Annotated in this window: 18 protein-coding genes and 1 pseudogene; 7 read left to right on the forward strand and 12 right to left on the reverse strand. The window is 64.9% G+C overall.

Annotated elements, in window-relative coordinates; genetic code table 11:
* Positions 1-45: 45 nt before the first annotated feature.
* On the reverse strand, positions 46-855 hold the full coding sequence (locus tag AB4879_RS18295; RefSeq protein WP_370508841.1) for a hypothetical protein: 810 nt from the start codon (positions 853-855) through the stop codon (positions 46-48).
* 378 nt (positions 856-1,233) lie between these two features.
* Between AB4879_RS18295 and AB4879_RS18300 the strand changes: the two genes are divergently transcribed.
* A complete protein-coding gene (locus AB4879_RS18300) occupies positions 1,234-1,524 on the forward strand; it encodes a WhiB family transcriptional regulator (RefSeq protein WP_036340684.1) in 291 nt (96 codons plus the stop codon).
* A gap of 52 nt (positions 1,525-1,576) precedes the next feature.
* Here the strand turns inward: AB4879_RS18300 and AB4879_RS18305 are convergent, their stop codons facing one another.
* From AB4879_RS18305 to AB4879_RS18320, 4 genes are all read right to left on the reverse strand, one after another.
* Positions 1,577-2,326 carry an SDR family oxidoreductase gene (locus AB4879_RS18305; RefSeq protein WP_370508704.1) on the reverse strand — a complete coding sequence of 250 codons (750 nt, stop codon included), beginning with the start codon at positions 2,324-2,326 and terminating at the stop codon, positions 1,577-1,579.
* Between the two features lie 61 nt (positions 2,327-2,387).
* A complete protein-coding gene (locus tag AB4879_RS18310) occupies positions 2,388-4,025 on the reverse strand; it encodes a CocE/NonD family hydrolase (protein WP_370508705.1) in 1,638 nt (545 codons plus the stop codon).
* Between the two features lies 1 nt (position 4,026).
* Complete coding sequence (locus AB4879_RS18315) at positions 4,027-4,923, reverse strand: DUF4349 domain-containing protein (RefSeq protein ID WP_370508842.1); 897 nt, start codon at positions 4,921-4,923, stop codon at positions 4,027-4,029.
* 33 nt (positions 4,924-4,956) lie between these two features.
* On the reverse strand, positions 4,957-5,673 hold the full coding sequence (locus AB4879_RS18320; RefSeq protein WP_370508706.1) for a glycoside hydrolase: 717 nt from the start codon (positions 5,671-5,673) through the stop codon (positions 4,957-4,959).
* A 289-nt stretch (positions 5,674-5,962) separates the two neighbouring features.
* Here AB4879_RS18320 and AB4879_RS18325 point away from each other — a divergent pair, with 289 nt between their 5' ends.
* Together AB4879_RS18325 and AB4879_RS18330 are read left to right on the forward strand one after the other, a co-directional pair.
* Complete coding sequence (locus AB4879_RS18325; protein WP_370508707.1) at positions 5,963-6,412, forward strand: hypothetical protein; 450 nt, start codon at positions 5,963-5,965, stop codon at positions 6,410-6,412.
* A gap of 21 nt (positions 6,413-6,433) precedes the next feature.
* Positions 6,434-9,739 carry a hypothetical protein gene (locus tag AB4879_RS18330; protein ID WP_370508708.1) on the forward strand — a complete coding sequence of 1,102 codons (3,306 nt, stop codon included), beginning with the start codon at positions 6,434-6,436 and terminating at the stop codon, positions 9,737-9,739.
* 20 nt (positions 9,740-9,759) lie between these two features.
* On the opposite strand, the gene AB4879_RS18335 is transcribed toward AB4879_RS18330, so the two are convergent.
* Positions 9,760-10,794, reverse strand: a complete 1,035-nt coding sequence (locus AB4879_RS18335) for an alcohol dehydrogenase catalytic domain-containing protein (RefSeq protein ID WP_370508709.1) — start codon at positions 10,792-10,794, stop codon at positions 9,760-9,762.
* 49 nt (positions 10,795-10,843) lie between these two features.
* Positions 10,844-11,782 (reverse strand): oxygenase MpaB family protein, encoded by a 939-nt coding sequence (locus tag AB4879_RS18340; protein WP_370508710.1) that lies wholly within the window; start codon positions 11,780-11,782, stop codon positions 10,844-10,846.
* Between the two features lie 138 nt (positions 11,783-11,920).
* Here AB4879_RS18340 and AB4879_RS18345 point away from each other — a divergent pair, with 138 nt between their 5' ends.
* Positions 11,921-12,487: a TetR/AcrR family transcriptional regulator gene (locus AB4879_RS18345; RefSeq protein ID WP_370508711.1), complete on the forward strand. Its 567-nt coding sequence runs from the start codon at positions 11,921-11,923 to the stop codon at positions 12,485-12,487.
* Positions 12,488-12,502: 15 nt separating this feature from the next.
* On the opposite strand, the gene AB4879_RS18350 is transcribed toward AB4879_RS18345, so the two are convergent.
* Entirely contained in the window at positions 12,503-12,709 is a 207-nt protein-coding gene (locus AB4879_RS18350) for an excalibur calcium-binding domain-containing protein (RefSeq protein WP_233209470.1), read from the reverse strand.
* Between the two features lie 129 nt (positions 12,710-12,838).
* Here AB4879_RS18350 and AB4879_RS18355 point away from each other — a divergent pair, with 129 nt between their 5' ends.
* Positions 12,839-13,357 carry a hypothetical protein gene (locus AB4879_RS18355; protein WP_102809293.1) on the forward strand — a complete coding sequence of 173 codons (519 nt, stop codon included), beginning with the start codon at positions 12,839-12,841 and terminating at the stop codon, positions 13,355-13,357.
* Positions 13,358-13,401: 44 nt separating this feature from the next.
* A complete protein-coding gene (locus AB4879_RS18360) occupies positions 13,402-13,866 on the forward strand; it encodes an OsmC family protein (RefSeq protein WP_102809292.1) in 465 nt (154 codons plus the stop codon).
* On the opposite strand, the gene AB4879_RS18365 is transcribed toward AB4879_RS18360, so the two are convergent.
* Positions 13,863-14,225, reverse strand: coding sequence for a hypothetical protein (locus tag AB4879_RS18365; RefSeq protein WP_370508712.1), 363 nt, complete (start codon positions 14,223-14,225; stop codon positions 13,863-13,865). The two genes, AB4879_RS18360 and AB4879_RS18365, sit on opposite strands and share 4 nt — an antisense overlap.
* A gap of 39 nt (positions 14,226-14,264) precedes the next feature.
* Positions 14,265-14,489 (reverse strand): annotated as a pseudogene (locus tag AB4879_RS18370) (hypothetical protein); the annotation flags it as partial.
* 82 nt (positions 14,490-14,571) lie between these two features.
* Here AB4879_RS18370 and AB4879_RS18375 point away from each other — a divergent pair.
* Positions 14,572-15,093 (forward strand): SRPBCC family protein, encoded by a 522-nt coding sequence (locus tag AB4879_RS18375; protein ID WP_370508713.1) that lies wholly within the window; start codon positions 14,572-14,574, stop codon positions 15,091-15,093.
* A gap of 70 nt (positions 15,094-15,163) precedes the next feature.
* Here the strand turns inward: AB4879_RS18375 and groL are convergent, their stop codons facing one another.
* Positions 15,164-16,786, reverse strand: coding sequence for a chaperonin GroEL (gene groL / locus AB4879_RS18380; RefSeq protein ID WP_102809289.1), 1,623 nt, complete (start codon positions 16,784-16,786; stop codon positions 15,164-15,166).
* 85 nt (positions 16,787-16,871) lie between these two features.
* Positions 16,872-17,174: a co-chaperone GroES gene (gene groES, locus AB4879_RS18385; RefSeq protein ID WP_036346100.1), complete on the reverse strand. Its 303-nt coding sequence runs from the start codon at positions 17,172-17,174 to the stop codon at positions 16,872-16,874.
* Between the last annotated feature and the right edge of the window lie 2 nt (positions 17,175-17,176).

The following is a 17,176-nucleotide window of genomic DNA, read 5'->3' on the forward strand; positions in this document are numbered from 1 at the left end:
CAGCCATTCAGCTAGACAATATCGGCCCGGCCTGTCGATCGGGCGTTAGCCGCGGCTCCATCGGCCGCCGCGCCGCGTGATAAGGCCAGCACAGTCGTCTCGGATGGCCGAGACCTGCTGTGACGTAAGCGATGCACTACCGATATCGATGAGCAGACACGCCAGCGCCCACCGCAGCGGAACCAGACCGTAGGTCTCGGTGTCGCGCAACGCCGCATCCGCCACCGTACGGGCGGGCTCCAGCGCCCCGGCACAGCACAGCGCCGCGGCGAGCACCACATCGCTTTTGACCCGATGCCGTCGCAGGGCGGGCGACGCCTGCTCGGCAATCTCGATCCCGCGCCGGGCGTGCCGCACAGCCTCCTCGCCACTTCCTTCGGCCATCGCCAGTTCAGCGCGCACCCACTGCAGGCGAACAGCCAGCCGCGGCACCCCGGACCCACCCGTCAGCTCGCCGGCCCGCTCGAGTAGCCGTGCCGAGGTCGCAAGCCTGCCCACTCCCAGAGCGTCGGCGGCCAAACCGACGATCGCGTCGGCACAGGCCTGCGCGGCCATCGGATGATCCCCGGCGGTCTGCGCCAGCGCCAGCGCGCGGCCATCCCAGCCCGCCGCCGACCGGTGCCCGCCGAGTTGGCGCAGCAACGACGCCTCGGTACTCGACGCCAGCGATGCGAACGCCCCGGCGGCGTCCCGACGGCGCAGTTCGGCGAGATCCACGCGCGCAGTGCTGTAGCGGCCCTGGCCGGCGGCGGCGACCGCCCGATGCCAGAGCTGTTCGGGTGTGTCCCCGGCGGGCAGCGGCCAGCAGTCGGGGTGGTCGCCGAAGGCGGCGGCGGTCAGTGCGGAGACGTCCATCTGACCCGGCACGCTATCAACCGCCGACGAAGAAGATCTCAGTTAACAGTTCATGGTCGCTGTGTTACGGCTGTGTTTACTGCCTATTGAGCGCCAGGAATTCAGCTGCCGATACGGAGGGCGCCGTACTGCGCAAATCACGAAACCATCACGATCGACGTGCATCGGATAGCACGCCGCCCGGCGACGGTGGGTCGCAATGATGAACGTGATGTAAATTCTCGAGCTGCGATTATGTGATTGCGCACATCGCATGGCTATTGACGCGCTTTGCAACGCGCCCCTAATTTGTGATCACGAGTAGTCACCGGCGACAGTGCTCAGATCGGTTCCACAACTCACGCATATTGAAAGATGTGCGGAGAGAGGGGTTTTCCAATGCCACAGCCGCAGCAGCTACCTGGCCCGAACGCAGACATCTGGGATTGGCAGATGCAGGGCGTCTGTCGAGGTGTCGATTCGTCGATGTTCTTCCACCCCGACGGGGAACGTGGCCGCGCCCGCGCCCAGCGTGAGATGCGCGCCAAGGAAATGTGCCGGAGTTGCCCGGTGATTGCCCAATGCCGTTCGCATGCGCTGGCTGTCGCGGAGCCGTATGGCATCTGGGGAGGCTTGAGCGAAGCGGAACGCGAGTTGTTGCTCAAGCGCGGAATTCGCCGGACCGCCTGATTTCCAGCAAACGTGCGAAGAGGCCCACCCACTTCCGGGGTGGGCCTCTTTCTCACTGAGCGCCCGCCGCCAGCCACTGTTCGAACGTCGTCCGGGCGATCCGCGCGCCCTCGCCAGGCAGAAGGACATTGCCGGCGAACTCGACCCCCTGCGGACCCTCCCAGGTCGGAACCAGCTTCACCGACTTGCCGCGCACGGCATGGGTCCGTCGCGCCATATCCACCAGATCCTGAGTTTCCGGTCCCGCGACGTCGACATGTCGGCCCTGGGGCGCGCCGACCGCGATCTCGGCGAGCACCGCGGCGATATCGTCCGGTGCGATGGGCTGCACGAGCAGCGGCGGGATGAGCGCGACGCCGTCCTGCTCGCTCCAGCCGGCGACCATCGCCGCGAAGTCGTGGAACTGGGTCGCCGGGACGATCGTCCAGGGAACCGGGCCGGCCTCGACCAACTGTTCTTGCGCCACCTTGCCCACGTGATGGGCGGTTCCGGCTTCTTGCCGGTGGATCCCCACGATCGAGAGAAGCACGTGATGACGCACGCCGGCGCGTTGCTCGGCTGCGAGCAGGTTTGTCGTCGTGGTTGCGAAATACTCACGGGTCTCGTCCACGCCCATGGGTGGCGCGCTGATGGCGTCGACCACCGCGTCCACCCCGTTCAGCGCCGCGTCCAGGCCCGCGCCGGTGATCAGGTCGACACCTTCCGACCGGCTGATCCGCACGACCTCGTGCCCGTCGCGTTCGAGAGCCGCGGCGGTGCGAGCACCGATGTTGCCGGTTGCGCCTGCTACCGCGATACGCATGTAAGACCTCCAGTGTCGAGAACGGATACCTGTTGGGTCGAACGCCGCCGTGTTCGCATTCTCATCCCGGTATCACCGGGATCGTGAGCGCCGAGGCGCCCGGCCCCCAGTGCACGACCGCACTCCCCCGCCGGCTCGGTGCGTACCGCGCGGGCAGGTGGCCGAACAGAGGGTTGAACGGTTCGAGGTAGCGCCCGGCGATCAGCAACCGCAACTCGTCGCCGGCCCGAAACAACGTCGAGGAGGCGCTCAGCGCGATGTCGGCGTCGACAACCTCTCCCGGATGCAGCGGCGTGAGGGCGTCCAGGGAGTCTCGCAGCGCCAGCCGCAGCCGCCCATCGGCGATCCGGTCCCGGCCGTAGCCGTAGGACCCCTCGAACGGTACGTACTGCCCGTCGCTCCACTTTTCGACGCCGACGAACAGGTGTGCGTCGTCGGCGCCGTCCAGCGCGATACGCAGCCGCAGGCTCATCGGGCCGGTGAGCTCGACATCGCGATCGAAGCGGTGCGAGAACGCGATCGCTTGCCTGCGCAGCCGAAACGTCGCGGTCCCGGCGGCCGCCGATGCCAGCTCGGCCAGCGTTCCGTTGTCGCCGAGATGCAGTGCGGTCCAGCGTGTCCGGTCCAATGGCCACTCATTTTCGGTGCGCACGCCGACCACGGCGTCCCGGCGCTCGCGGACTTCCAGCCGGACCCGCGGCAGCGCGGGCACGTCGAGGCTGCGCAGGTGACGGTCGAAGAAGACCGTCTGGGCGCGTTGGGCCTCGTCGCTGTAGAACACGGCCCACTTCCCGCCGCGGTGCGTGTATGCGCTGCGTTCGGCCGAGCCCGCCTGTTCGATCAGTCGCCAGGAACCCTGGCTGTGCAGGTTGTGGTCGGAGAAGCTGGCGCAGGCCAAGATTGGCACCTCGATGTGCGCGAGGTCGGGCGTGATGGACTGCCACCACTCGTCACGCAGCGGATGCCGACGCCGCTGTTCGCCGATGTCGACCGACAGGCGGGCGACCCGGCGGGTCAGGGCCTGCCAGATCACCGAGAAACCGCGCTCGGGGACGCCGCCCGGTGTCATGAAATCGCGGTAGGCGTCGGTGAATCCCTCCCATGGACAGATCGCCGCGAGATGCGGCGGCTGCAAGGCTGCCGACTTATATTGCGAGAGAGCAAGATACGAGACACCCAGCATTCCCACCCGGCCGTTGGACCAGGGCTGCGTTCCGGCCCACTCGATCAGGTCGTAGGTGTCGCGGGCCTCGTCGTCGGACAACAGCGTGCCGGTCCCATCGGAGGTGCCCGCGCCCCGCGCATCGGCGTTGATCACGACATAGCCCCGCGCGACCCATGCCACCGGGTCCGGCGCCTCCCACCCGGTTTCACTCGAAATCTGAAAGGGCGACGGCTGATTCATGATCCGGAATTGGAAGTTGAGCCGCCACCCCCGGCGCGTTCGGCGCGGCAGGGCATCCTTGCCGTAGGGGTGCACCGAGAGGATGATCGGGAAGGGGCCCCGGCCGGGTGGGCGATAGACGTTGACGCGCAACGTGACTCCGTCGCGCATCCGGACAGCCACGTCGTGGTCCTTGAGCAGGTCGTCCGGCGCGGGCACGACGGTCACCGGAGGATGCAGGAAGGTCCGGATCCGACGGCGGGCGTAAGCCGCTGCGCCGGGGCGTCGCCAGGGCCGGTCGTATCGGGGTGCCATGTCAGCTGGGGGGCGCCTCATCCTCATCGGGAGCGCCGACCGTGGCGGGTAGCGGAGGTTGCCCGGGTTGCGGCGCGGGCTGGCGGGCCTTCGTGAGGCGCACGATGAGGTAGACGATCGCACCGGCGACCGCCAGCACCGCCAGCCAGGGCAGCAGCAGACCGAACAGCAGGATCAGGTTTCCGGCTACGGAAACCAGTGTGTCCCAACCCCGTTCGACCTGACCGAAGAATCCTCGATACTCGGTGGGGGCAGGCCCGCCGATCTCCTGGGCGACGAAGGTGACGTCGACGGTGCTGTAGTCGATCTGGTCACCGAGCGCCTGCCGCTGGGCCCGCAGGCTGTCGAGGTCGGCCTGACGTTCCGACAACGCGCTTTCGGCTTTGATCAGTGCGTCGGGGTCCTTGGCGTCGCGCATGATGCCGAGCAGCCGGTCGACCGAGGTCTGCAATGCCGTGATCCGGGCGTCGAGGTCGACGCGCTGGGCGGTGACGTCGTCGGCGCTCACCTGAACGTGCTCGACGGTGCCCAGCGTCTTGAGTTCGCGCAGCGTCTCGTCGAGCTTGGCGGCAGGTACCCGTAAGACCACCGTCGAGCGGGCCCGTCCGGTACCGGATCCCGCGTCCTCGGAACGGCTGTCGACGCGACCCTTCGCGTTCTCGACGATGACCGCGGCTTTGTCCGCGGCCTCCGCCGGGTCTGCCACCGAGATGGACATCGATGCCGTCTTGACCACATCTCGCTTGGCCATCGGGGGTTGGCCCGGTGCGTCCTGCGGCATCGGCGCGCCGGCACCCTCGGCCGAACTGACCGACGGAGCGGGCGCGGTCGGTTGGCGCGGATTGGGCCCGGCACACGCTGTGACCGGGCTCAGCGCGGCGATGCCCACGACGGCCAGCGCCGCCACCCGAGCTTTCGCGGTAAGCACCTGCTAGGCCGGCTCTGATTGCATCGATCCGAGGAAGTACGTCTCACGCCCGGTCGGGTAGCCGCCGCCGTCGGTGGCGATGTGAACGTGGTCGAAGTGGTTGGCCGTTTCATTGCCGTAGTCGGCGGTCCAGCTGGGCGCCCCGATTCCCGGGTAGAAGCCTTGCCGCCAGATCACGTGCAGCACACCCCATCGTTTGGCGTTCGCCAGGGCGAAGCCGGCGATCTGGTTGCCGAGTTCGATCCCTTCCGGGGTGTGATAGTTCGGAATCATGACGTCAATGGCCAATCCGTTGGGATGCCACTTCAACGGGTCCTGCCGGTAGCCCCCGATGGTCTTGATCTCCAGGAACATCATGCTGATCGCGCGGGCCACCCAGATGGTGTGGATCTGCAGACCCTGTTCGGGGGCGATGCCGCGCGGCATCGCCATTTGGAAGTTACCGGCGGCGAGGGGTGCGCTGGCGGCGAGCAGCTCCGCCTCGGTGGGCTGCGCGATGCGCGGCACGTCGGCTGCGACGGCGGTCTGGGCGGCGGGCGAAACCGTCGGCGCCGCAACACAACACTTGGTTTCGGTGCTTTGGGCATAGAACATCGCCCCGGCAACGGTCACCGAAGCCGCGACCGCCAGCCAGCGACCCCCTGCACCGGCGAACACGTTGACCACGAGCAGCACTTTACTGCGGCGGGTGTTGCCATGGGGCAACCTTCGCCGACCCATTTTTGGCGCATGCGGGGTGCCCCGCCGATTCCAGCGCTCCCGCGGATGACTACGCACCGCCGGCGTGCCGTTCGAATCGAGATCGAGTAGGCGCTTACTCGATCCCCCGCACAACTTCGGTCTTAGTTTCGGTTCACCCACTGCGAAGTACGTACCGATCTCGACGAAGAGAAAGCGGAACATCATGGGACCCACGCAACGGCGCCTATCCGTCGCCGCGATTGCCGTCGCAGTACTTGCGGGTGGATGCACACCTGCGGCTCGCAACGAGTCGCGACAACTACCAGCCGTGCTGAACAAAGTGGCTGACCTGCCCGGCGAACTTCAGCAAGGGCGCTTTCCCAAGATTCCCGACATACCCCTGCCGCCGATCAAGCCGAACGAAATACCCAAGGGCGGCACCGATATACCACCGCTGCACCCGGACATACCACCACCGCTTCCGGGGCAAGGACTGTCCTTCCCTCAGCGACAGCTCGCGAAATTCATCGGCGAACTCGAGGAAGGAACCTTCGCAGAAAAGCAGGTCAAGAAGGCTGCCTGCCGTGCGATGAGGGACCAGATCAGCGACCCAGACGACAAGCGGGACTGGATGAATCGCATCTACTCGTACCTGCCTTCGAACACTACCCAGGCAGAACGGTGGTCACTCGATCCAATTGTCGACAACGTGGCCGGCCGGCTCGCAGCGATCGGAAGCGACTACGGGCCCGTGTACGTCATTGCATGCAGATTCTGACTCTCCCATTAAGGAAGTGGAATGACCAAGCCGAAGCTCACCCGAGTCACCTGGTGCACCTTCTGGGTGTTGGCACCCATATCGATATGTCTTGGAATTCTGTTGCTATGGTGGAACTTTCACAACGCGCAGGGCCCGATCAATCGATATACCTTCGGCGAGCGGAGCCTGACCCGACTGTGGTACGGCTATGTGCCGCGCATTGGGCCGAAGGATGTGTTGCGGTCGTATATTCACCGTGAACTGGATGCCGACTGGCTTGTCATCGCCGGCTACACGTTGATCATCCTTACGTGTGGGGTCATTTTCTGTCGATTGGCGTTCTCCCGTCTGGGAGATCGGTTCGCCAAAGCGAGCATCGCCGCCTTGGCGGTCGCCGTCGCTGCCGATCTTATGGAGAACCACCTCATCGACATCTCGATGACATCGTGGACATACCAACTCCCCATTGCGGTGACGGCGACCATCAAGTGCGCTGCACTGCTGATCGCCCTGGGTGCGATTCCCGCCGCCATCTACACACTCGGAAGAAGTGTCCGCGCCCACGTGTATCAGTTCCGCCACTGGCGGGGGGGCCGGCAGTGGTGGGATCGGTTGCTTCCCAAAATGCCTCAAGACCGAAAGATCGAGCCCCAATCCGTCTCCATAACAAGCTCGCCAGCCGAAGTCTGGGGCGCAGACAAGACGAATGAGCCCGGATGGCGCGCCGGATACTCGGTGCCGGGCGCTGACGATGTGATCACAGCTCGCAAGGGTGCACCGGTTACCGCGTTGTGCTTGTCCGGCGGTGGAGTTCGCTCGGCCTGCGTGGCCATGGGTGCCATGCAGACCCTCTCTCAGCCACGACCGGGATCGCCCACGAAGTCACCGTGGATGGACGAATTCGACTATGTCATCTCGGTCTCCGGCGGCGGCTACAGCGCCGGCGCTCGCCTGTTGGCGTGCCAACCAAACCCGATGATTCGACGCAGTACCCCATCTGTCTCGGCCTCCACCGACGAGGGCGGTCTCATTCGCCGGATCTATGCTCGGGTGCGGTTCCCGCTCCGCAGGATTCTCTGTCGACTTGGTTTGGGTCCGAGGCGAATTGACGAGTCCGATCCTGAAGGTCCCGCGCTGTCCGAGCGGTTTGAGAGCGGCTCGGTAGAGTTCGACTATCTCCGTCGCCGAGCAAGCTACATCGCCGATTCCCCGGCCGCATTGCTCCGGGCCCTGGCCGAAGTCATGAAAAACCTGATTGCCGCATTCTTCATGATCTATGCCGCAGCTGTTGTGGTCGGATGGCTCAGCGGATTGGCGCTGGCCCACCTGGCCATCGCGGCGTTTGTCCCGTTGCTCGACCATCCGACAGTCTCACCAGGCATCGGATCGCTGGCACTTATTCCGCACGCCGCGGCGTGGTGGGCCGTCGGGGTGCCCACAGTGCTGGCCGTCGTGCTGACTATCCCGTTGCTCGTGTGCCAGGTCTCATCGTCAAACAAGCTCAGTACCCGGATCCAGAACTTCTCGGGCCAACTCGCCGCGGCCGTCCTGTGCTTCGCCCTCGCGATTTGCGGTCTCACTGTCGCGTTACCGGCATTGATGTGGCTATCCGCCCACCTGGTCGATGGCGCCAACAAGCAAATCGCCGCGGGCGGGATCAGCGCATTGGTGGTAGTTCAGTACGCTGCAGCGCTCATCGCGATGGCGCGGAAACACAAAGACAACAGCCCGATAGCCAAGCCCGGTGAGGAGCGAGGCAAGCGTTCATTTCTTCCGGCTGGAGTCATTCAGCTCGGGATCGTCCTGCTCACTCTGCTGACTCTGGGCGTGGTTTGGCTACTCGCCCTGGGGCTCTCAGCCTTCAAGACCTTCAGCGCAATCGTCACCCACGCCGGCAGTCCCGCGTTCCCCTACTGGCAGCTCATTATCAGCATCGCTGCCGCACTGGCGGTTTTGTCCTTCATGGACGTGACGTCACTGAGCCTGTATCCCTTCTATCGGGAACGCCTGTCACGGGTTTTCGCAGTCCGCCGGGACGTTGTGGGAAACACGCAGCAGGCCAACGTGTACCCGCCGTCGGAGATGACATGGTTGGACCAGTACGGCCAGGCGAATCGGTCTGAAGCACTGGGCAAACGGGCACCGAAGTTCTTATTCGCGGCCGCAGCGGCAGTTTCCGGAGACAACAAGCCCGCGCCTGGGCTCAATGCCGTGTCGTTCGTGATGAGCGCCGACTACGTCGGCGGTCCCGAGCTGGGCTGGCTCAACACGAGCGAACTGATCAACGTCGCCCCAGCCAGGCTCCGCAGCGACCTCACGGTGCAATCCGCCGTCGCGATCAGTGGTGCCGCATTCGCCTCTGCGATGGGCCGCCAGAACCATGGGTTCCAGACACTACTCGCAGCGTCGGGAGCCCGACTGGGCACTTGGTTACCGAACCCGCGTTTCGTGAAGAACGTCAGCCGTCACGCGAATTCGGGCAACTTTCCCAAAGGACTTCCGTCCGTGCGCGGAATCTCCTACTTCTACCGCGAACTGTTCGGCATCACCCGAGCAGATGCTCGCTTGATTCAGGTCACCGATGGCGGGCACTACGAAAACTTGGGCTTGGTTGAAGCGCTTCGGCGTCGATGCCGCCTCATCGTCTGCATCGACTCCGGCGGTGACGCTCCCCCGCTACTCGGCGGGCTCGCCGACGCGATGCGACTGGCGAAATTCGAACTCGGTGTCGATATCGATCTCGACGTCATGCCAGCCCCGCAAACCAGCGGTTCGGCCAACGGGTCCACGAGTGAAGGCCACACCACGTGGTCCGTCGATGATCTGACGCCGGGTTCGGGATCTCTTGACGGCCGAGATGACCAGGCTGAATTCGTCTGTCTAGACGCCCGTTTGACGAAGGCGACGGTCTTGGTCGGCCGGATCAAATATCCCGCCGCGGCCGATTTGGGACCGGACTGCTTCGGCACTCTGATTTTCGCGAAAACTGTTCTGTGGGAGAAACTCCCGTATTGGCTGCTTACTTTCGCGGCGTCGAAGGGCAATGAGCAGTTCCCTCACGATCCGACCTCGAACCAATGGTTCAATGAGGGACAGTTTGCGGCGTACACGGAGCTGGGCCGACAAATCGCCTTACAGGCAGAACAAGCCGCAGGCGATGCCGCGCAGACCGGCATCGGTCGCCCGCCGTTTGAACCTCCTCCTACGCCATCCACGGCCGGCATCTCGCCGGACGTCGTCGGTGCCGTGGCGACCGGCGCGTCCAGGAACGCGACCTTCGCCAGCGAGCGCGTGTCAGCGACCACCGGCACGAATGGACACTCGACCTCGACTTGGCGGTACTGACTCTGCCGGCATACCGCCGCTCAGGGCGAGATCAGCACCTTGAGCGCTTCGCGGTCGGCCATCGCGCGATAGCCGTCGGGCGTCTCGTCCAGCCCGATCACCCGGTCGAAAACCCGGCCGGGCTCGATGACGCCCTCGAGGATGTCGGGCATGAGTTCCTCGATGTAGGCGCGGGCGGGTGCGGCACCACCGGTGAGGGTGATGTTGCGCATCATGGTGTCGAATCCCAGTGGAACGTTGCGGTATTGGGAGACGCCGAGCCTGCTGACCGCGCCGCCGGCCCGGACGGCGCCGAGTGCGGTGACGAGTGACTGCTCGGTGCCGACGCATTCGATGACGGCGTGGGTACCGTCGCCACCGGTCAGTTCCCGAATCTTCTCGACTGCTTCGTCACCGCGTTCGGCCACGACATCGGTGGCACCGAAATCGCGGCCCAGATCGGTTCGGCTGGTGTGACGGCCGTTGAGGATGATCTGCTCGGCGCCGAGGCGCTTGGCGGCCAGCACCGCGCACAGTCCGACCGCACCGTCGCCGATGACGGTCACCGACGAGCCGGGCCGCACACGAGCGGTGACAACGCCGTGGTGGCCGGTGCAGAACACGTCGGACAACGTCAGCAGCGACGGCATCAGTGCTGAGTCTTCGGCGACGGGAAGCTTCACGAGAGTGCCTTGCGCCTGGGGAACGCGCACCGCCTCGCCCTGCCCGGCGTCGACTCCGCGAGCGCCCCAACCACCGCCGTGGCGACATGACGTCTGCAAACCCTCGCGGCAGAAATCGCAGGTGTTGTCCGCCCAGACGAACGGCGCGACGACCAGATCACCACGCTGAAGACCCCCGACGTCGGCGCCGACGTCCTCGACGATCCCGATGAATTCGTGGCCCATCCGGCGGCCGCCTTCCTTGTGCGGCATGGATTGGTACGGCCAGAGGTCGCTGCCGCAGATGCAGGAGCGGGTGACCCGCACGATGGCGTCGGTGGGATCTTTCAGGACAGGATCCGGTACGTCCTCGACGCGAACGTCGCCGGCCTCGTACATCAGGGTTGCGCGCATGGTTCGACAGTAGATCGCCGGTGGTCGCCACCGCCTGGCGCATCCTCGGTCACTGCCGGAGGTTGTAGGCGAATGACTTCTGTTGACGCTGCTTCATTTTCTCGAAGCACTTGTGGTGCTTGCGGGCGTGGTAGGCCAACGGGAAGTAGGTGAGTCGCTCGGGCAGCACTCGGTAGGCGATACGGATAGCCGTGTACCGGCGGGCGAGCTGACGTTCCTCGTCGGCACTCCAGGTGACGCCGAGTTTGTCGCGTAGCCGCGGATCGAGCAGTCCGACGATCGAGAGGTAGTTCAGCCGCAGCGCCGGCTTGAGCGACGCACGCACGATCGCCGCCACGGGCTTCGGAATCGTCGGCGGCACTTCGGCTTTGCCGTTCTTCAAATCCTCGATCAATGACAGCGCCTGCGGGGTCCCCTGCAGCGTGTCGATCATCGCCTCGTAGTAGTCGGCCATCTCCCGCTGCGTCTCGGGGTAACCACGCATCGGCACGTGCAGCAGGCGAGCCAGTCGCCGATTGTCCCGCAGCAGCTCATCCTTTTCCGCGTCGGTGAACTCACGCCCGATCATCAGCCGGCCGGCCTGCGCATTGACGATGTAGCCGGTGGCGATCACCCATTGGTAGGCATCGGGATTCAGCGCGCTGATCTGCTTACCGGTTTCGGCGCTCTTCATCGTGATCGGCTTGTGCAGGTCGCGCACCCGGTCGCCTTCGGCGGCGGCCTCCGCACCGCCGTAGGTCCAGCGCAGGACGGAGTCGACGGAACGGATCGCGCGACCGCCCGGGTCGCCGTGGAATGCAGCCGAGTACTTCCCGGTGACCTCGGCGATCACCGGGTGCATGGCCTGCATCATGAACGCCGCGCCTTCGAGGACGAGAAACGTCCAGTGGCCGGTGTGTTCGGCGGTCAGCGAGTCCGGTGGAACGAGTTCGACGGGCCTGGAGTCAGCGAATGCCTGGTGGACATCACAGTCTGGTGTGGCGGTCATCGGTGACCCTCCTGTCGGTTGGCCAGACGCTAACCTGACTATCAGGTCGCATTCAAGTCGCGTCAGGAGCATTTGGTGAGCCCAGCTAAGCCCAGGTCAGGGCGTCGCAAGTCGCCGCAACAGGCACGCTCCCGGGAGATGGTCGCAAAAATTGTCTCGACCACGGCGATGTTGCTGCACCGGCATGCGCCGGAGGAGATCACCACCAACCTGATCGCGGAGAAGGCCGGCATCAGTAAGGGGTCGATCTACCAGTACTTCGAGAACAAGGATCAGATGATCAACGCGGCTGTCGAGCAACTCGCCACCGAACAAGCCCCCGCGATCGAGGAGATGTTGCGGGCGAACACGCTCGACGAGCCGGAATCCGCCATGGAGTCCGCGATCGACATGCTCATCGACTTCACGATCGCCAACCGTCGGCTGATCCGCTACCTCAACGAACGCCCCGAGCACGTCCGGACTTTCGAGAACGTCTCCGGCCTCAACGCCACCCTGCTGGCGATGACCAGACTGCACATGACGCATTACCGCAGCCACTACCGCGACGAACTGAGCACCAGCGCCTTGGCGTGGTTGTTCTTCAACATGGCCGTCGCAACGACCATGCGCTACATCGAATCTGACGATCCCATCTCGCTGGACGAACTGCGGGCCGGGCTCAAGTTCGCCTCTGCGGGCCTACTGGTCGGCGGCCGCGACTAGGCCCCGACAGACTCATCAGCACTCACACGCGAGCCCGTCGCTGTCGCGGTCTTGGCTCGGCGTGTACAGCGGGCTGTCGGTGGGGATATCGCAGTACCCGGCGGCTTTCGCGGCTGTGCAGTTCTTGAACGGTGCGCTTGGTTGCGCGTGGGCGGGTGCCGAGACCCCGACTGCGATGACGCTGAACGCCGACGCCGCGAGCAGTGCGACAGGTTTGATCACGGTGAGGAGGATATTCACAATTGCCGGACGATTGACTGGAACGTCAAAATTGTGACCTGGACTTTTGCCCGCTCATGTAATTGCGGCGACCGATGCGCCGACTACATCAGTGACGCCAGGAGGATCGACATGACGACCGAGTGCCACCGTGCAGCAATCACCACCGGTGCGGCGCTGGCCGCCCTGGCATTGTCGGCTGCACCCGCGCACGCAGACCCACTGCCCGATTTCTGCACCCCGGCCCGCGTCGTCGGCAACGAGTGCACCGCGCGGCTGACGTCAGTCACAGCCGACGCCGTCAACGGCACCATCACCGGCGCGCCGGTCGGTGGCGGTGCGGCGATAACCCTTGCGGGACAAGGCGATGCGTATCTGAAATCGACCGGGTTCGGCGATTCGGCACCCGAGCCTGTGCAACGCTGGGACTCCACCATCGACAGCGTCAGCCAGCTCAGCGTCGATCAGTTCGATCCCAGTTGGTACGCCAATGCGAAGACCAAAGTGTTCATGCCCAGGACGCTGAATGACCTCGCCACGCAGTTCCCGCCGGATGTGCTGGTGGTCCGGTTCACGCCTGACGACGCCCAGCCGGGCGTCTTACGCCTGGTGTCGATTCAGCCGACACCGCCGGGCAATCCGCTCAGCTGAGTCTGCCCGACACCGCGAGTGCGGTGTGGTGTTCTATTGCAGCCATGACGGCACAGAACACCAATGGCGACGCCGCGTCATCCGAGGGCACCGTGACGGTGACAGAAACGGGCACCGGCACCTACACCCAGACCATCACCGCCGGTAAGCATCAGCTTTTCGCAGACGAACCGCTGCCGATTGGCGACGATGCCGGGCCGACGCCGTATGACCTGTTGTTGGCAGGCCTGGGGGCATGCACGTCGATGACGGTGCGGATGTACGCCAACAAGAAGGGCTGGCCACTTGAACGGGTAGAGGTGTCCTTGCAGCACAAGAGGATTCACGCCGAAGACTGCGCCGACTGCGAAACCAAGAAAGGCTGGGTCAGCCACATCGACCGGACCATCACCTTGGTTGGCGACCTCGACGACACCCAGCGCGAGCGGCTCTTGATGATCGCCGAGCGTTGCCCGGTGCACCAGACACTGACGTCCGAAGTCGACATCGCGACGTCACTCGTCGTCTAGCTCACCCGAGTCCATGGCTGACAGTTGTGTGACTCGAAGGCCTTCACCGTCGAAGTGATCGCCGCGTTCATGGGGCCGACGGACATGTTCGTGGCTACTACGTGATCTTTGTCTGTGTCCGGCGTGCTGTAGGTGAACCACACACACATCGAGTCCTGTGTCGGCACATCGTTGATGTAGATCGTCCAAGACGACGCCGACCCGCTGGTGTTGTAGACGCCAGGTGCAATGTCAGGGCCGACGAGGAAGAAACCCTCACCCGGTATCGGGTCCAACGGATCAGCAGTGGCTGGTGCGCCACCCGCGAGGGCGGCGGCAGCGGCGAGGACCCCAGCCCAGGGCAGAACCGTTCGGCGCATCGTTCCTCCTTCGACTGACATCTGCGGCGAAGCGCACGATCAGTGCACGGGCTCGGCGCCGCTACCGATCTCAACAATTGCGCTCGCCGTCGGATCAAGGCCGAACACTCGCGCGGGCGCCGATTTGCCTTTCAGCGCGTGGACGCCTCGGTCGGCCAGCCCTGCAGGGCGAGATACGAAGGCGCCGACGGTCTGTTGAGTGAGAAGAATCGCGTCACCGGTGGTCTTGGTGAGCTGCTCGACGCGAGCCGCGACATTGGTGGTGCTCGCCACCGGCCGAAAATACATGCGCAACGATGCATACTTCGGCGATCTTGGGGTAGGCACCTGGCGAAGGGAGTGAGCGATGTTCGAATTCACTGAAGCGGTAGATGTTGCGACTGCGCCCACACACGCATGGGATGTCCTCCGCGACATCGATGACTGGTGGCTTGAATCCAATCCGGAACACCAATCCCTCGAACACCTCGACACCCGGTCGGTGACCGAAGTCGGTGCCGCGCTGCGGATTCGGGAAAAGATTGGCGGCATCCCCGGCGAAGCGGTCGGCACGATCACTGCTGTCGAGCCAGGGACGGCGGTCAGCTGGGAAGCGGAGGCCCGCTATCGATGGATCGGTGTCTCAGTGCATGTCCGGGAGGGTGTCACTTGGCGAGTCGAGCCGCGTGGGGCTCAGGCGTGCACGGTCAGCGCGACGGTGTGGGCACAGTTTCCCCGGACAACCATCGGTCGAGCGGCCTCCTTCGTCTTCGAGCGGCTGCTTGACGGCATCGAGAAGGACCGCGCCCACGCGCGAGCCGAACTGCTGTATCTGAAGAAGGCGATCGAAGTTCAGCCTCGGCCAGTCGAATACGAACAGGACGGGTAGGCGAACAGACGGAAAAGCCCCCAAACACTCGGAGTGTCGGGGGCGTTTCCGTCTGCTCGTAGACAACTACTTAGTGCGCGTGCCCGTGATGACCGTGGCCGGCATGCTCGTCGGCATCGACCGGCTTCTCCACGATCGCAGTCTCGGTGGTGAGCACCATGCGTGCCACCGATGCGGCGTTGAGCACCGCGGAGCGGGTCACCTTCACCGGGTCGATCACACCGTCGGCGATCAGATCGCCGTAGGTCAGCGTCGCGGCATTGAAGCCGTGCCCGGTGGGCAGCTCGCCGACCTTGTTGACCACGACCGCACCGTCGAAACCGGCGTTGGTGGCGATCCAGAACAGCGGGGCCGACAGCGACGAGGCGAACACCTCGACGCCGAGTGCCTCGTCGCCGGACACCGATGCCCGCAGCGAATCGAGCGCCTTGTTGGCCTGCACCAGAGCGCTGCCACCACCGGCGACAATGCCCTCCTCGACCGCGGCCTTGGCCGCCGACACGGCGTCCTCGACCCGGTGCTTGCGCTCCTTGAGCGAGGTCTCGGTGGCGGCACCGACCTTGATCACCGCAACGCCGCCGGCCAGCTTGGCCAGCCGCTCCTGCAGCTTCTCGCGGTCCCAGTCGGATTCGCTCGCCTCGATCTCACTCTTGAGTTGCTTGACGCGGGCCGCGATGTCGTCGGCAGATCCGCCGCCGTCGACGATGACGGTGGAGTCCTTGCTGACCACCACGCGGCGCGCGGTGCCCAGCACCTCAATGCCGACCTCACGCAACAGCAGGCCGACGTCGGGGTTGACCACCTGGCCACCGGTCACGACCGCCAGGTCGTCGAGGAACGCCTTGCGGCGGTCACCGAAGAACGGCGCTTTGACCGCAACAGCCTTCAACGTCTTGCGGATTGCGTTGACGACCAGAGTCGACAGCGCCTCGCCCTCGACGTCCTCGGCGACGATCAGCAGCGGCTTGCCGTCCTGAGCGACCTTCTCCAGCAGCGGCAGCAGGTCGGGCAGGGAGCTGATCTTGTCACGGTGCAGCAGTACCAGCGCGTCCTCGAGGACAGCCTCCTGCGAATCGAAATCGGTGACGAAGTAGGCCGAGATGAAGCCCTTGTCGAACCCGACGCCGTCGGTGATCTCCAGCTCCGTGTTCATCGTCGAGGACTCCTCGACACTGACCACACCGTCGGTGCCGACCTTGGTCATCGCCTCGCCGACCAGCTCGCCAACTTCCTCGTCGCGCGAGGAGACGGTGGCAATCTGGGCGATGCCGGTCTTACCGGCCACCGGCGTGGCCGACGCAAGCAGCGCCTCGGACACGGCATCGGCAGCCCGGCCGATGCCCGAGCCAAGGGCGATCGGGTTCGCGCCTGCGGCCACATTGCGCAGGCCGTTCTTGATAATGGCCTGGGCCAGAACGGTGGCCGTTGTCGTTCCGTCGCCGGCCACGTCGTTGGTCTTGGTGGCCACCGACTTCACCAGCTGCGCACCGAGATTCTCGAACGGATCCTCCAGCTCGATCTCACGCGCGATGGTCACGCCGTCGTTGGTGACCGTGGGGCCGCCGAACGACTTGGCGAGCACCACATGGCGACCGCGCGGACCCAAGGTCACCTTCACGGCATCGGCGAGCTTGTCGACGCCGATCTCCATGGCCCGGCGTGCGGTCTCGTCGAACTCAATCAATTTGCTCATATGTCAGTCCTGATTTCGCTTAAGCGCGTTCCGCCCCGGACACCACCCGCATGAATACGGGGATCTCCGGGGCGGTTCACGGTTGCTACTTGTTGACGACCGCCAGCACGTCGCGGGCCGACAGGATCAGGTACTCCTCGCCGTTGTACTTGATCTCGGTGCCGCCGTACTTGCTGTAGATGACGGTGTCGCCCTCAGCGACGTCCAGCGGAATCCGCTTCTCGCCGTCCTCGTCCCAGCGGCCGGGGCCGACGGCAACGACGGTGCCTTCCTGCGGCTTCTCCTTGGCGGTGTCCGGGATGACCAGACCCGACGCGGTGGTCGTCTCGGCCTCATTGGCCTGTACGAGGATCTTGTCCTCGAGTGGCTTGATGTTCACGGCCACGATGG

Source organism: Mycobacterium sp. SA01, from assembly GCF_041287105.1.
GTDB lineage: Bacteria > Actinomycetota > Actinomycetes > Mycobacteriales > Mycobacteriaceae > Mycobacterium.